Source organism: Paenibacillus sp. F024, assembly GCF_057814255.1.
Map to the genome: position 1 here is coordinate 1 of NZ_JBVASZ010000169.1, position 280 is coordinate 280.

Sequence of the window (280 nt, forward strand, 5' to 3'; positions counted from 1 at the left end):
CTTGGCAGATGGTCCTGCCGGATTCCCACGAGGTTTCACGTGTCTCGCGGTACTCGGGATCCGTCTAGGGCTTTCGCAGCCTTTCAGCTACAGGGCTGTTACCTTCTGTGGCCGGCCTTTCCAGACCACTTCACCTACGCTGCTCAACCCACCTTGACGTCCCACAACCCCAGGGGGCAAGCCCCCTGGTTTGGGCTAATCCGCTTTCGCTCGCCGCTACTGACGGAATCACTTTTGTTTTCTTTTCCTGAGGGTACTTAGATGTTTCAGTTCCCCTCGT

1 rRNA gene is annotated in these 280 nt (G+C 56.8%); it reads right to left on the bottom strand.

What is annotated here, in order from left to right:
* Window positions 1–280: ribosomal RNA gene (locus ACZYR9_RS27825) — 23S ribosomal RNA — on the bottom strand; the annotation flags it as partial.